Origin of the sequence: Meiothermus ruber DSM 1279 (genome assembly GCF_000024425.1) — a bacterium.
GTDB lineage: Bacteria > Deinococcota > Deinococci > Deinococcales > Thermaceae > Meiothermus > Meiothermus ruber.
The window spans coordinates 523,634-536,341 of sequence record NC_013946.1; the positions used below are offsets into that span (position 1 = coordinate 523,634).

Here is a 12,708-nt window from a genome sequence, read left to right on the forward strand (position 1 = left end):
GCTTGGAGCCCGTCTATGACGAGGCCAAGCGATGGAGCCCATGGACAAGGCGCTGATGTCGCTACGTTGCGAACAGGTTCAAGACCCACTCCGGGGTGCTTCCCCAGCCCCGGACCCTGGCAGTCCCGGTTGCAGACAAGCTTTGGGGTGTGCGCGAAACGGATCGGGACGTGCACCGGTTCGCAACATGGCCGAGGGGAGCGGTACGGGAGCGTCCGCCCATATCCGTCACCAGCCCCGTAAGGGGTCCCGAAAGGGAAGGAGAAAACATGGTTTTCGTGCTGGACAAAAGAAAAAAGCCGCTCATGCCTTGCAGCGAGAAGCGTGCTCGGTTCCTGCTCACCCGAGGCCGGGCGTTTGTAGTTCTACCTATATTGTTAAGAGTCCCGAGTCATCTAAATTCGAGGCTATGCTGGAAGTTAACCGCCGATGCAACAGCATCGAAGAGCTCAGGCATGACCCTGAGCTTCTTGATAGTCCAGTCGGTCGTGTTTTTCCGGGCGTGAATCATTCACTCCGGGCGGTTCGCCCCGACCTACCCCCAACTTCAGCAGATATCGTGATTATTGGAGGCGGGATTATTGGCAGCGGCATAGCCTGCCACCTCTGGCACGTACCCAGCCTGCGGCGCCGGATGATCCTGCTGGAGAAACACTCCTTCCTCGCTGGGCAGTTCTTCCAGGCCATGAACGCCACCGGGCAAAGGGTCATGCGCAGCCCCTACGAGCACCACATCGCCCCGGACGGCGACATGCAGATGCTAGACTTCGCTCGTCTTCACCTCGACCAGTTGACGTCGCTCGAGCGCGAGCAGGTCTGGCTGGGCCTCTCGGGCCAGCGCGCCGTAGTCCCGCTCGACGTGTTCATCGGCCACTCGACCCACATGATCGGGGTACATCAGCTCCGCAAGATCGCCTACCGCGCGCGGGTAATCTCGGTTAGACCTGACCCGGGGCGGGACGGATATCTGATCGCTACCGCCGAGGGGCCGGTCATCCGGGCCAAGACAGTCATCCTGGCAGCGGGCAACCGCGAGGCTGTGTGGCCGCAGGTTTTCTCGGAGGCTGCCCGCCGCTATCCCGCGCAGGTGTGTTCGGTATACGCGAAGCCAGCGCTCAACCCGGGCCAGACGATCGCCGTCGTCGGTAGTGGGCTCAGCGCGGCCCACACCATCCTCCGGGCGCTCGAGGCCGGAGCACGGCCCGTGTGGATCCTACGCCGCGAGGAGCGTTACCGGTGTGCCGATTTCGACACGGCTTATTTCCGAACGGAGGGTATTGCGCGGTTCCGGCGGCTGCCTAGCCTGGCCCGGAAGGTCGGTACGTTGCTGGAGGAATCCCGTGGCAGCATCATGCTGGAGTTCCTGCCGCGGCTGGGCAGCCTAGAAGAAGCGGGCGTCTTACGGGTTCACCGTCATGCCACGGTGTTGGCTGTCCGAGCATCAGCCAGCGGCCGCCTCGAACTCAACCTGTCATCGGGCGCCGATGAGCATGTGGACTTGGTGATTTTGGCGACCGGCCTATCCCCTGACACGCAGCTTCTGCCGGATGAGGTCGAGCTCCTCGCCGATCGTTACCCGGTCCTGGAGGACGGCACGCTTGAGGTCAGCGGCCACCCAGGCCTCTTCGCAGCCGGGCCACTGGCCTCTTTGACGCTTGGTCCCGCCGCCAAGAACGTGGATGGGGCTAGGCTGGCCGCACAAGTGATCATCCCGGCACTCATCGAAAAATTCAGTGGCAGCCGTCCAGCTTCCTTCACGGTTCGGGGGAATTTCGCCGTCAGTTTCCCGCTGAAGGCAGGTGTGCGATGACCCAGCACCGGTCAGGCGCTTACTACCTCCCCGAGGAAGAGTTGGAGCGCGCCATGGTACTCATGCGCTACGGAACGTCCGAGCTCCACGCGGTCTTCGGGCTCTGCCACGTCGCCCAGGATCTGACCGCACAGCTGTGCTGGATCGAACGCGCAAGCCATAGCGAGCGGGCTGCTGAGCTGTTGGAGGATCTGGAGGCAGAGGGGCAGCGCGAGGCCGACAGCCTGATCCAGCTCTTGAAGTCCGCAATCTGTGAGGAATGGGGCTACTGCAGGCGCCGTGTGACGGATGGGCTCGGCGATCCCCGCCGCCTGGTTCAAGAGCTTTTCCGCCTCATTTACAACTACTTATGCTTAGACGAAAAGGGGGTGAGAGCCGTAGATCGATCTTGGGTACTCCTGGCAGCGGTAGTGCTTGCGAGATCAGACTTGGGAAAACTCTGCCGCTGTGCGGGTTGAGAGGAGTTAGGGTCTAGGTTTCCTTGCAGACACGACGGAGGGAAAGATGCTGAGGTCGAAGGACTTGCACATGGCGGCTACCATCGACATGGAGAGCCGCACCATCATGGTCTCAGGGGCGATTGATGTCAACCGGGTCACTATCGTCATGCGGGTGCCGATCCCGGAGCCCGGGGAATACACGCTGGTCAAGGCGGAGACCAACCTGACCGATGAGCCCTGGCTGTGCTGGCAGATCACCCTCGGAGAAGGGGTTTCGCTCCCGCTGCAAAACCCTACGAATCTGCTGCTTTCGCGCCAATTCCGCAAGGCCAAGTACCTGGCGGACCGGGGCGCGATCCTTTTCTGGGATGGCGAGGTCCGTCCGGGCGACGCCATCTTCAAGATGGCGCGGCTGAACATCTCCGGCAACTACATGATCCTGTCGCATAACCGCGGGGGGTTAACCGACGGCATCTTTGACGAAGACGAGGACGAGTCCGACGATACCGGGCTTGAGCAGGACACCCCGCGGATCGACCTGCCCGGGGCCTTGGACCGCTACTACGAGCACATCACGAGGCACGGCTTCGGTGACGATCTGCCCAAGATTGAGGTCGAAACACCGGTAAGGATCGTGCAGCCTGGGGAAATCGACATCCTCTCCTTCACGAACCTCCCCCAAGCCCATTCGGGCGGCATCCGGCCGCGGGAGCGAGCCTGAAGGAGTGCTGGTGCCGTTCAGAGGAGGCCTTATGGCCTCCGCTTTTGTAGGATCAGCCGGCTTATGATTGTCCTGGAGGGGGTTTCCAAACGCTACCGGGTGCTCGAGCCCGGGCGTGGCCTCGGGGGCTTCGTGCGGAGCCTGGTGAAGCCGCGTTACCGGGAAATTACCGCCCTGGACAACATCAGCCTCACCGTCCCGCAGGGGCAGGTGGTCGGCTACATCGGACCCAACGGGGCAGGCAAGTCCACAACCATCAAGATCATCGCGGGGATCGTCCGCCCCTCGGCGGGTCGGGTTGTTGTGGCGGGCCGAGACCCGTTCCGCCAGCGCACCGCCCACCAGCTGGAACTCGGGGTGGTGATGGGCCACCGCACCCGGCTTTTCTGGGACCTGCCGGTGCTGGAGTCGCTCCGCTACCACGCCAAGGTGTATCGCCTCAGCCAGAGTGGATTGGATCAGCGCATCGGTGCCATGGCCCGGCAATTCGGCATCGAGGGGTTGCTCTCGCAGCCGGTACGCCAGCTGAGCCTTGGACAGCGCGTCCGGTGCGACTTGGCCCTCGCCTTCCTCCACCACCCCAGGGTGCTCCTGCTCGATGAGCCTACCATCGGCCTGGACTTCGACAGCAAGGCGTTGCTGCGGTCCGCTATCCGTCAGGTGGCCTCTGATCTACAGACGACCGTCATCCTGACGTCGCACGACTTGGACGATGTTGAAGCCTTGAGCGATCGTATCGTCCTGCTCGACGAGGGCCGAGTCCTCTACGACGGAACCCTCCGACAACTCCGAGCCCAGCACGGCGTACTCCCCGAGCTCCGGCTAAGGCTCGAAGCCGGGGCGGATCAGGTGCGCGCTTGGCTTGAGGGGCTGGGCGGAGTACGGGAGGTCTACACCCACGACGGCTGGGTGTGCGTCGCCCATGAGGGGGGAGGAGCCCCTGCGGCTGTGCTTGCGCGCCTTCTTCCACAAACCCCGGTCAGGGAGATGACCACCCACGAACCCTCGATCGAGGAGGTACTCCGGCGGGTCTACCGGGGAGCAAGGTAGAGATGATCCCTTATACCGCCAACCTCCGTGTCGGATTTCAGCTGGCCCTCGCATACCGTAGAGCGGCCGCGGTCTGGGTCGTCGGAGAGCTGGCGCTCCTGGTGGCATTTTACTTTTTGTGGCGCGCGGTTTTCCTTTCCGTACCCGCAGGGTCATTTGCGGATCGGGACTTCGCTGCTTTCTACTTGTACTTATTGACCGCGCGACTCGCAGCGCGATTCACCGGCGGGCCTGCCTGGGGGTTCTTTGCCCAGCGCGTCCGTGTGGGAACCGTTGTGTACGACTTGGTACAGCCGGTCGAACTGGAGTATGCCCTCCTAGCCCGGTGGTTAGGGCAGAAGGCCGGACAGTTGGTCATGGCGCTGCCGGCCTACGCCACCGCAGCGTTCGTCTCCGGGGCCTGGAGCGCTGGCGAGTGGCGGTTGGGGTGGTTCTTCCTGAGCCTGGTGGTGGGTTTTGCCTGTGCCTACTTTTTCGAGTTCTTGATGAGCCTCTCGGCTTTCTACACTAGCGCGCAGCAGGGGATCAACGAAGCCAAGGCCCTGGTCGTGGCGCTCCTGAGCGGGGCATTTTTCCCCATTGACCTGCTGCCGGATCGCTACGCCCTTCTAGCCAGTCTGCTGCCTTTCCAGGCCTTTATCTACCTTCCTGCGCGCATGCTGCAGCCGTCCATGCCGGAGAGCGAGATCTTCCGCGGACTGGCGGTGCAGCTGTTCTGGCTCCTGGTGCTTGCTGCAAGCTCCCGCTTCCTCCTCGGACGAGTACGCCAGCGGTTCAACGTGCAAGGAGGATAAATGACCCACTACCTCGCCCTCGCGCTGGCCGCCCTGAGGCTGCAATTCGCGACCTGGAAGCAGTACCGGGTGGACTATACCGCTGGCGTGCTCACCGTGCTCCTGGAGCAGGCCCTGACCCTGGTGCTTTTCTCCGTCATCTTCACACACGTGCCGCAAGTCCGCGGCTGGACCTTCCCCGAGATGCTCGTGCTTTACGGGTTGAACCGAATGGCGCTCGGCCTTGCCGACACTCTGGGGGAGAGCCTATGGTGGGTCGGCAGCTACGCCCAGGACGGCAGCCTGCTGCTCTACAAGCTCCGTCCGCTCGGGGTACTCTTCCAGCTCCTCACTGAGCGGATCCACTTCGAGCGGATTTCAGGATGCCTGACCGGGCTGATCCTGGTCCTCCATGGAGCGTCCGCGGCCGGGGTGGAATGGACTGCCGGTAAGGTTGCCACGGTCCTCTTATTTGTTCTCCTGGGCGCGTTCATCTATCTCGGGCTCATGATCCTGGGGGCTGCCGTAGCCATGCGGGTCATCGGCAGTTTGGACGCCATCACGACCTTGTGGAGCTTAACCGAGTTCGCCAAGTACCCGCTTCCCATCTTCGGTCGAACCGGGGCCTTTCTCCTGACGTTCGTCGTCCCGCTGGCGCTGACCGGCTATGTTCCTGCCGCTCTCCTGCTCGACGAGCACACACGCACAGCAGGCACCATCGCCCTTGCCGAGGCTTTGGTCGCTGCCGGCGCGTTCTTCGGCTTGTGCCTGCTGGCGTGGTCGTGGGCCCTCCGCGCTTATGAGGGGACTGGGAACTGAGAGCCAACCTGCGGCGATAGCGGTGGGGGTGCTTAATGGGCATGAGGTATCGCAAGGTCGGTAAGTGGGGCCTTCAGGTCTCCGAGATCGCCCTGGGTGCCTGGGCCAGCTTCGGAGATTGCGTGAAGGATGTGGGCGAGGTCAAGAAGATCGTGTGTCTGGCCTACGAGTCCGGCGTCAACTTCTTCGATAACGCGGACACCTATGCGAACGGATGCGCTGAAGAACTCATGGGCAGCGTGCTCGCCGAGTACCCACGCAGCACCCTCGTCCTCGCCTCGAAGGCGGGATGGCCTGTGTCCGGGTGTCCCAATAGCCAGGGCCTCTCCCGCAAGCACCTGCGCGCCTCTCTGCAGGCCAGCCTTCAAAGGCTACGAACGGATTATCTGGATATCTACTTTGCTCACCGCCACGACCCGGATGTACCCCTCGAGGAGATTGTCACGACCATGAGCGCGTTCGTTGATCAGGGGCTTATCCTCTACTGGGGAACCAGCGAGTGGCCTGTCGCACGGCTGGCGGGTGCATGCGAGTTTGCCAGGGCGAATGGGCTGCATCCACCTATCTGCGAGCAGGTTGACTACTCGATCCTTTACAGGAAGCGGTGGGAAAACACCCTGGCGCCGGAGGCGGAGCCGCTCGGATTGGGCTTGATGGCCACGAGCCCGTTGGCGATGGGGGTGCTCACCGGGAAGTACGACGACGGGATCCCCCCCGGTAGCCGGTTGGCCCGGCATAAGGTGCTGAAGGAAGCTCTGCTGACGCCTCACAACCTCGCTCGTGTGCGGGAATTGGCGGCGGTCGCTGCCGAGCACGGAATGACCCGGGCTCAGCTCGCGCTAGCTTGGGTTTTGCGACGCAAGGAGCTTTCATGCGCCATCGTGGGAGCCACCGGGATAGGGCAGCTTCAGGAAAACCTTGGTGCGGCCGGGGTAGTGCTCGCACCCGAGGCCGTGGCACAGATCGAGCGGATTATAGGTGGCAAAAGCTCAACCGCGAGCACCACTTGACCACCTACTGTCCTTATCGGAGTTGGCGACGGTATGCACGCACGGGACAAACCTCTCCCGATCCTCCGAGCAACTACCCGCCGGGAACGCCTCGAGAGGGCCCGGCACATCGCAGATTGGATCCTGGGCCATTACTCGGACGCGGTTGTGGCCATCGGAATCTATGGGTCCACCGCACGGGGCTCCGACGAGCCCTACTCCGACCTGGAGATGTCGGTCCTCATGCGAAGCTCACCCACCCCCGGCAGGGACGAGCGCTACGTGCAAGGGCTCAAAATCAGCGTCGAATTCCACACCGTGGGGTCGGTCTACCGGCGCCTGCAGCGGGTAGACCTGACCTGGCCCTTGTGCGTAGACCAGTTTGTCTCGGTCTTATCCCTGTACGACCCGGAGGGGCACTGGCCCAAGCTAAAGCTGCTCGTTGATCAGCTGCCGTCCGGATCGTTCGTGCAAGCCATTCGCGAGGGGATCGTGGGGGAATTGTTGGAGAACTTCGCCAAGCTGGAGAATGCCCGAAAACGCGACGACGCCCCTGCAATGCGATGGATCGCCTGGAACCTCGCGTGGGATGTGGCCATGATCTCCGCCCTCATGAACCGGGCATACTTCACCTCTTGGTCGCGCACACCCGACGAGATCCTCCGACTGCCGTCGCTGCTGCCCGCGGTTAAGAGCCTCGTGGAGAAGTTCCGCAACGGCGATCTGCGCAGCGCCAAGGGGCTCCATCGTTGTTGCGAAGCCGCAGTGAGGGGGGTTGTGCAACATGTGGCAACCCTTGGCGTCCACGTCCAAGTCGAACCGTCCCTGGCAGGACCTCCCCGGGAGCAGATCGGGGGAGGTGGGCCCGGATCGAAACGATAAGCGTTGTGGAGGAGGAGGATGGCTAATAAGGACACCCGAACACTCGAGGAAAGGATAGAGGAACTACAGGCGGTGGTGACGAAGCTCTTCGTCCAAATGGATGCCCAGCGTATTGGAGGTCCGGGGAATGCCGGTGCTGCTGATGGCGGCGAGTTGCCGGACTTTGGCCCTTGGATGGACACGACATGTTGCTACGCCAGGGTCATCGCCCTTCGGACCGACCTCCAGGGTCGCTTCCAGTTTGCCACACTTAAACTGCTGCACGACTGCTCTGATGAGCGCCGACCTGCCTGGAGAGAGGGCGCCATCTTCGACCTGCGCAACCCGGCCTGGGAGGCTGAACTGAAGCGAGCCCAGAACTATGACCTGCTGGTTGGTGTAAGGGTTCTTCCGGACGGACGAGTCGTCGGGATCGAACTGGCACGCCCTAACAAGAAACCCCGGGCCTCGACGCCCGGCGTTTCCCAGTTGCGAGCGGAAAGGGCACCAAAAGTGGACAAGGAGGCTCCGTAACTTTAGAAGGTGGTGAAGTCCAGAGCTATGCCCCCAACGGCCCCAGTCCCACCCTTTGACCCCCTGTCGCCGGAGGTCCTTGCCGACCCCTATCCAGCGTACGCGCGCCTGCGTATGTCGGACCCTGTGCACTGGGGGATTCCCCACACGCGCGCCGGAGCGTGGTATGTATTCCGCCACGCCGACATCGCGAGCCTCCTCAGGGATCCGCGGTTGTCGCGACGACGACCGGCTACTGGGAGGGGAGTCCCCTCTGGAAGACCCATTTCCGAGCCATACCGTGGCTTTTTGCGGATGATGGCTCAACAGGTGGGATTTCAGAATACTGTTGGTCACGCTCGTCTGCGGGCGGTGATGGGGCCGCTTTTGTCTCCGCGTGCAGTCGCTGGTGTAGTCCCGCGAGTCGAGTGGGTCGCCCGCAAGCTGCTACAGGACATCGAGGACCAGCATTCCATGGATGTACTCAACGAGTATGCTCTTCCGCTGGTACTCAGGGTGTTGGCGGAATTGCAGGGCGTTCCGGAGAGTTCGTTCGAGGAGTTGCGCGCCTGGATCGGGGTGATCTCCAGTGTGAGCTCTTCCTCTCCCAAGGAAGAGCTTCTAAGAGCCAACCGGGCGGTGGCCGAGTATGGCCAGCTGGTAGAAGGACTCGCGGGGGAGGCTGGGGGGAGCCCCCAGGGAACCGTGCTGGCTGGCATGTTAGCTGCGCGGGAATTAGGACAGGTCAGCCAAACAGAATTCGTCGCGAACCTGCTGGCCTTGCTCGACGCTGGTACCCAGACCACCGCTGACTTCATTACGAACAGCGTGTTGGTACTCTTGAGCCACCAGGACCAGCTCAAGCTTCTCAGGGAGGACCCGCAGTTGCTGGGCTACGCAGTCCAGGAACTCTTGCGCTTCGAAAGCCCAGTGCAGATCGTTGGCCGCTGGGCAACTGAGAGCTTCGTTTTTCAGGGTAAAGGGATCGAGCGGGGCCAAGTCGTGTACCTAGTCCTGGGCTCGGCTAACCGTGATCCCAGCTGGGTGAGCGATCCGGACCGGCTTGACTTAAAAAGGAAGCTGGACCGTACAGCAGCCTTTGGCGGAGGAACCCACTATTGCCTAGGTGCCCCGCTAGCCCGCCTGATAGGGGGAAAAGCTCTAGAGATTCTTCTACAGTGGAAAGGCAGCTTGTCTTTGCAGACCAGCAGGCTTATATGGCGGCCCGCGTTCGGGTTTCGTGGGCTTACTGAGCTGAGGGTATCATGGTAATGGCAGCATGCGTATTTCAGAAGATTCGAGCCACACTTTTCGTCGGAAGCCGAGCCGGTGATTCAGTAACTCACCTTACGCGGCAAAGCTGAGAGACTGTCGTAAAAGTCCGCTATACTTGAAGGGTGGCTTCTACACGGAGATCTTACCCCAGCGACCTGTCGGACGCGGAGTGGGCCATCCTGGAGCCGTTGATCCCCGCCCCCAAGCCCGGTGGCCGACCCGCAAAGGTGCCGAGGAGGGAGATCGTCAGCGCCATACTTTACGTCCTGGAAAACGGCATCAAGTGGCGGGCCATGCCCCATGACTTACCCCACTGGTCTACGGTCTACCACTACTTCCGCAAGTGGCAGAAGGAGGGGGTCTGGGAGCGGGTGGCCCAGGCCCTGGTCCGGTGGGATCGGGAGCGAGAAGGAAGGCAGGCTTGCCCCAGCGCTCTTGTCATGGATAGTCAGTCCGTCAAGACCACGGAAAAAGGGGGCCCCGGGGACACGACGGGGCGAAGAAGGTCAAAGGGAGAAAGCGGCAGAACACGGGGGGCCGTCTCTTGAACGGAAGGGGTGTGGGGCGGCAGTCCCCGACCAGACCGCAGTTCGGTTGGTCGGGGAAGGATAGCCCCGCCAGGACAAAGTCCTGTATACTGTTTTTGTAGGTCGTCCCCGGAACGGGGATGCGCGTAAAGGGAGCCGCAGGCGAGTGTCCTACACACGTTTGAGCCTGTGAGGATGGTCGCGCGAAACTCCAACCAAAGTTGGTTGCGAGTAGTTCATGGCCTTTGTCCACCCGGCCAATGAGCACGACAAGTGGGGTGGGCAGGCGTTGCTTTTGGGGATGGACCTCTCCTTGTGGCCCCGGGTGGGCAAGCTCTTTGTGGACTGGGGCTACCGGGGTTTGCGGGAGGTGGCTAGGGGGCTGGGACTGGAGCTGGAGGTGGTGGCCCGTCCTTACGCGGGGGTGCGGGGGGTCTGGGTGCGGGAGGGGGAGGAGGTGCCGGAGATCCCGCGGGAGGGTGGGTTCAAGCCCCTGCCCAAGCGGTGGGTGGTGGAGCGGACCTTTGCCTGGATGGGGCGAAACCGACGGCTGGGGAAAGATTACGAGTACCCCCCTGAGGTAACGGAAGCCTGGATGTATTTAGGCATGATACGCTTGCTGGTGAAGCGGCTGGCCAGGGCCGCTTAAGCTGGAGGAGGGGACTTTTACAACAGTTTCTGAAATGGCATAGATTGAAAAGGTGAATCCCCAGCCCCTGGATTTGTACACCGATTACTTGTTGAGCAGCTTTGGAGCGGCGACGGCCACAGGATTGTCGCGGATGGTGGATGGAGCCATAAGCCACGACCAGATCACCCGCATGCTGGGGGGAGATTGACAAGGCTCGGTGCAGTTGTGGCGCAAGGTCAAAGCCACGGTGCGAAAGATACAGCGTGAGGAAGGGGTGCTGATTCTGGATGATAGCATTTTGGAGAAACCCTACACGGACGAGAACGATATAGTGGCCTGGCAATAGCAAAGAGCGGATGGTCAAGGGGATCAACTTTGTGAGCCTGTTGTATCACAGCCAGGGGCTGACCTTGCCGGTAGGCTACGTGCTGGTGGAGAAGACGGAAGTCTATGTAGATCAGAAAAGTGGCCAGCGCAAACGCCGCAGCCAGGTGAGCAAGAATGAACACGCCCGCTACCTGCTGCAAACCGCAGTGCATAACCAGATTCCCTTCCAGCACGTGCTCAACGACGTCTGGCTTGCCTCGGCGGCGAACATGCGATTTATCGTGCTGGACATGAAGAAGCACTTTGTGATGCCGCTCAAAAGCAATCGCAAGGTAGCGCCAGGTTATCGGCACCGCCGGTATGCGCTGTGCGCACCCCCTATGAGCCAAGAACAACAGCAAAGGGGTCAATGGACAGGAGTGGAGGGTCTGGACTACCAAGACCCCACCCCCCGGCAGGTATATCTGGAAGGGGTTCCCTTCCCCCTGCTGCGGGTTCGGCAAGTCTTCACCCACGAAGATGGGAGCCAGGGGGTGTTGTATTTGTGTAGCAGCGATACCACCCTGGACTTTGAACGGATGATCGAGCTCTATCAAAAACGATGGGAGATCGAGCGCTTTCATCAATCCATCCGACAAAACGCTGCCCTGGCCAAGTCGCCTACCAAGACCCTGACCACCCAGGCCAACCATTTCTTTGCGGCTATGTGGGCCTTTGTCAAGCTGGAACTCCTCTCCCACCAGACCCAAATCAACTACTTCGCCCTCAAGGCCAAGCTCTATCTGGTTGCCAGTCGGGCTGCTTTTCAGGAACTACAGCAGATCAAAGCTCAACTGACCGCGTAAGGTATACCTTCGTTTGCTACCGCATAGCCCCACCCCAGCCATTCTGAGGAGGACATGACTGCGAACCAGATTGTGGGCTAGGATGAGGAGGTTTATCCGGGCTACGAGGCCCCCGAAGCTCTTGCTCTCTACTTGGCGAAGCCGGAAAGACCTGACCAGGACGCCAAAGCGCACCTCTATCCAGTTTCTCCCCATCCACTCCCTCCACCTAGCGGAACCCCCGGTCCCCCAGGACCGGGCCCAAGCCCGAATCTTCCACCCGGCCCCGGGCCCAGATCTCCCCGGTGTTGCCCGGCAGGACGCCCCAGCGCACGGGGTATGAAAACCTATGCTGGGGTAGGAAGCAGGCGTGCGCCCGAGGATGTGCTAAAGCTGATGGGGAAGATTGCCCGGCGGCTGGCGGAGCGGGGCTGGGCGCTGCGAACGGGTGGGGCAGAAGGGGCTGACCGGGCGTTTGAGCGGGGGGCCCGTGCGGGCGGTGGAGCAGTTGAGGTGTTTCTGCCGTGGCCGGGATACAACGGCTACCGGGAAGGGGCGCTGAAAGCCCCGAGCCCGGAGGCGGTGCGGCTGGCGGCAGCATTGCATCCGGCCTGGGGGCGTCTGTCACCGGCGGTACAGCGGTTGATGGCCCGGAACTCCCACCAGATCTTGGGGCTCGACCTGAACGACCCGGTGGCCTTCGTCCTCTGCTGGACACCGGACGGGGCCGAGTCGGAGCAAGAATGCGGGCCGGAAACTGGTGGCACGGGGCAGGCGATCCGGCTGGCCTCGAGGTGGGGCGTGCCCGTGGTCAACCTCAAAAGAGAGGACGCGTTGGAGAAAATAGCTCGGCTGGTCAAGGGTTGAACCAGGGGGCGGCAGGAGCCGCCCCCCTCCGGTGGGCATGAAAACGCTAGCGATCACCATCGGGGTATTCAGGAATCAGGTCTACGCCTACCGGCTGCGACAGGGCGAGGTGGGACAGGTGCACCTCGAGCTTGGCCTCAAGCAGGGGCAGAAGGTGTGGGAGTGGCGGCCCTGGAAGGAGGGGAGCCTGGACGAGATGCGCACGCTGTACCAGACCCTCCAGAGCCACGACCGGGGGCGGTGGCTGAAGGTGGAGTAGTGTTACATGGTATGATAAAGCC

General features: G+C 62.0%; 15 protein-coding genes and 2 pseudogenes. 16 read left to right on the forward strand and 1 reads right to left on the reverse strand.

The window, feature by feature from the left end; all coding sequences use genetic code 11:
* Window positions 1-269: 269 nt before the first annotated feature.
* The 14 genes and pseudogenes from MRUB_RS16315 (at window position 270) to MRUB_RS02835 (ending at window position 11,581) form a co-directional block, all read left to right on the forward strand.
* Entirely contained in the window at window positions 270-506 is a 237-nt protein-coding gene (locus MRUB_RS16315) for an RRXRR domain-containing protein (RefSeq protein WP_081439936.1), read from the forward strand.
* Window positions 410-1,810, forward strand: a complete 1,401-nt coding sequence (locus MRUB_RS02775) for an FAD-dependent oxidoreductase (RefSeq protein ID WP_013012841.1) — start codon at window positions 410-412, stop codon at window positions 1,808-1,810. Before MRUB_RS16315 ends, MRUB_RS02775 begins: the two co-directional genes overlap by 97 nt.
* Before the next feature lie 528 nt (window positions 1,811-2,338).
* A complete protein-coding gene (locus tag MRUB_RS02785; protein ID WP_244403988.1) occupies window positions 2,339-2,971 on the forward strand; it encodes a DUF6423 family protein in 633 nt (210 codons plus the stop codon).
* Between the two features lie 63 nt (window positions 2,972-3,034).
* Window positions 3,035-4,021, forward strand: a complete 987-nt coding sequence (locus tag MRUB_RS02790) for an ABC transporter ATP-binding protein (protein WP_013012844.1) — start codon at window positions 3,035-3,037, stop codon at window positions 4,019-4,021.
* Window positions 4,022-4,023: 2 nt separating this feature from the next.
* Entirely contained in the window at window positions 4,024-4,815 is a 792-nt protein-coding gene (locus MRUB_RS02795; protein ID WP_013012845.1) for an ABC transporter permease, read from the forward strand.
* Entirely contained in the window at window positions 4,816-5,613 is a 798-nt protein-coding gene (locus MRUB_RS02800; protein ID WP_013012846.1) for an ABC transporter permease, read from the forward strand.
* Window positions 5,614-5,648: 35 nt separating this feature from the next.
* A complete protein-coding gene (locus MRUB_RS02805; RefSeq protein ID WP_013012847.1) occupies window positions 5,649-6,623 on the forward strand; it encodes an aldo/keto reductase in 975 nt (324 codons plus the stop codon).
* A 33-nt stretch (window positions 6,624-6,656) separates the two neighbouring features.
* Window positions 6,657-7,484 carry a kanamycin nucleotidyltransferase C-terminal domain-containing protein gene (locus MRUB_RS02810; RefSeq protein ID WP_013012848.1) on the forward strand — a complete coding sequence of 276 codons (828 nt, stop codon included), beginning with the start codon at window positions 6,657-6,659 and terminating at the stop codon, window positions 7,482-7,484.
* An 18-nt stretch (window positions 7,485-7,502) separates the two neighbouring features.
* Window positions 7,503-7,997, forward strand: a complete 495-nt coding sequence (locus MRUB_RS02815) for a hypothetical protein (protein ID WP_013012849.1) — start codon at window positions 7,503-7,505, stop codon at window positions 7,995-7,997.
* 453 nt (window positions 7,998-8,450) lie between these two features.
* Window positions 8,451-9,248, forward strand: a complete 798-nt coding sequence (locus tag MRUB_RS02820; RefSeq protein ID WP_157413565.1) for a cytochrome P450 — start codon at window positions 8,451-8,453, stop codon at window positions 9,246-9,248.
* Between the two features lie 125 nt (window positions 9,249-9,373).
* Window positions 9,374-9,798: pseudogene (locus tag MRUB_RS16320) on the forward strand (IS5 family transposase); the annotation flags it as partial.
* A 218-nt stretch (window positions 9,799-10,016) separates the two neighbouring features.
* Complete coding sequence (locus MRUB_RS02830) at window positions 10,017-10,427, forward strand: IS5/IS1182 family transposase (protein WP_015586369.1); 411 nt, start codon at window positions 10,017-10,019, stop codon at window positions 10,425-10,427.
* 199 nt (window positions 10,428-10,626) lie between these two features.
* Window positions 10,627-10,755 carry a hypothetical protein gene (locus tag MRUB_RS16170; RefSeq protein WP_272867781.1) on the forward strand — a complete coding sequence of 43 codons (129 nt, stop codon included), beginning with the start codon at window positions 10,627-10,629 and terminating at the stop codon, window positions 10,753-10,755.
* Window positions 10,756-10,765: 10 nt separating this feature from the next.
* Window positions 10,766-11,581, forward strand: a complete 816-nt coding sequence (locus MRUB_RS02835; RefSeq protein WP_015586370.1) for a transposase — start codon at window positions 10,766-10,768, stop codon at window positions 11,579-11,581.
* On the opposite strand, the pseudogene MRUB_RS16325 reads toward MRUB_RS02835, so the two are convergent.
* Window positions 11,549-11,891, reverse strand: a pseudogene (locus MRUB_RS16325) (hypothetical protein); the annotation flags it as partial. The gene MRUB_RS02835 and the pseudogene MRUB_RS16325 overlap by 33 nt on opposite strands.
* Window positions 11,892-11,899: 8 nt before the next feature.
* Here MRUB_RS16325 and MRUB_RS02840 point away from each other — a divergent pair.
* Window positions 11,900-12,427, forward strand: coding sequence for an LOG family protein (locus tag MRUB_RS02840; protein WP_013012852.1), 528 nt, complete (start codon window positions 11,900-11,902; stop codon window positions 12,425-12,427).
* 37 nt (window positions 12,428-12,464) lie between these two features.
* The gene (locus MRUB_RS02845; RefSeq protein WP_013012853.1) at window positions 12,465-12,686 is read left to right on the forward strand and encodes a hypothetical protein; all 222 of its coding nucleotides are present in this window, start codon (window positions 12,465-12,467) and stop codon (window positions 12,684-12,686) included.
* Window positions 12,687-12,708: the final 22 nt, after the last annotated feature.

Coding starts and splice junctions, on each gene's coding strand:
- MRUB_RS16315 (WP_081439936.1), top strand. CDS start 270: ATGGTTTTCGTGCTGGACAAAAGAAAAAAGCCGCTCATGCCTTGCAGC.
- MRUB_RS02775 (WP_013012841.1), top strand. CDS start 410: ATGCTGGAAGTTAACCGCCGATGCAACAGCATCGAAGAGCTCAGGCAT.
- MRUB_RS02785 (WP_244403988.1), top strand. CDS start 2,339: ATGGCGGCTACCATCGACATGGAGAGCCGCACCATCATGGTCTCAGGG.
- MRUB_RS02790 (WP_013012844.1), top strand. CDS start 3,035: ATGATTGTCCTGGAGGGGGTTTCCAAACGCTACCGGGTGCTCGAGCCC.
- MRUB_RS02795 (WP_013012845.1), top strand. CDS start 4,024: ATGATCCCTTATACCGCCAACCTCCGTGTCGGATTTCAGCTGGCCCTC.
- MRUB_RS02800 (WP_013012846.1), top strand. CDS start 4,816: ATGACCCACTACCTCGCCCTCGCGCTGGCCGCCCTGAGGCTGCAATTC.
- MRUB_RS02805 (WP_013012847.1), top strand. CDS start 5,649: ATGGGCATGAGGTATCGCAAGGTCGGTAAGTGGGGCCTTCAGGTCTCC.
- MRUB_RS02810 (WP_013012848.1), top strand. CDS start 6,657: ATGCACGCACGGGACAAACCTCTCCCGATCCTCCGAGCAACTACCCGC.
- MRUB_RS02815 (WP_013012849.1), top strand. CDS start 7,503: ATGGCTAATAAGGACACCCGAACACTCGAGGAAAGGATAGAGGAACTA.
- MRUB_RS02820 (WP_157413565.1), top strand. CDS start 8,451: ATGGATGTACTCAACGAGTATGCTCTTCCGCTGGTACTCAGGGTGTTG.
- MRUB_RS02830 (WP_015586369.1), top strand. CDS start 10,017: ATGGCCTTTGTCCACCCGGCCAATGAGCACGACAAGTGGGGTGGGCAG.
- MRUB_RS02835 (WP_015586370.1), top strand. CDS start 10,766: ATGGTCAAGGGGATCAACTTTGTGAGCCTGTTGTATCACAGCCAGGGG.
- MRUB_RS02840 (WP_013012852.1), top strand. CDS start 11,900: ATGAAAACCTATGCTGGGGTAGGAAGCAGGCGTGCGCCCGAGGATGTG.
- MRUB_RS02845 (WP_013012853.1), top strand. CDS start 12,465: ATGAAAACGCTAGCGATCACCATCGGGGTATTCAGGAATCAGGTCTAC.